Raw genomic sequence first — 551 nt, forward strand, 5'->3', positions numbered from 1 at the left:
CACTGTTTATTGTGGATGTGCACCTTATCGCTCTCTCCGTTCTTGGTGCCATTGCGACCAACTTGATTTTAGCGATGAACCACAAACCTGGACGATACCAGCCAAAACCGCAAACGGCATAATCAACACCTAGAAATACGAAAGTGTTTAGACAGCCAAAAAACCCCTAGCCATTAGCTCGGGGCTTTTTGCTGTGGCGGTAAACCTACGCCAGTTCGCTGGTTGTGCAGTATTGCTGCACCTGCGCATCCAATTGTTTTTTGCATTGCTGGCTAAGTTGAAAATGCACTTGCATCAATAAGTCATGCGCATAAAAAAGCTCAAACGCATCGCCGCCGTTTTGCAGACAAATGGCTTCACATCGTTCAGCATGCACTTTGGCTTCTTTAGGTGCATCGGCTTTCAGCAAGCTCATCGCCAAACGATATTCTGCGCGCTCTTCCTGCATCCAACCGCCCGCTATTTTCCAATAATCCAGTGCTAGCCTTGCAGACTCTAACATCCTCGCTTTCTGCTCGTCAGTACGCTCTGAGAGCTCTTCATACTGACAA

Annotated in this window: 2 pseudogenes; one reads left to right on the forward strand and one right to left on the reverse strand. The window is 47.7% G+C overall.

The features are described from left to right. Positions 1–122 (forward strand): annotated as a pseudogene (locus R7Z50_RS30135) (YitT family protein); the annotation flags it as partial. 83 nt (positions 123–205) lie between these two features. On the opposite strand, the pseudogene R7Z50_RS30140 reads toward R7Z50_RS30135, so the two are convergent. Further along, a pseudogene (locus tag R7Z50_RS30140) lies at positions 206–551 on the reverse strand (hypothetical protein); the annotation flags it as partial.

Source organism: Vibrio sp. 1249-1 (assembly GCF_033340495.1).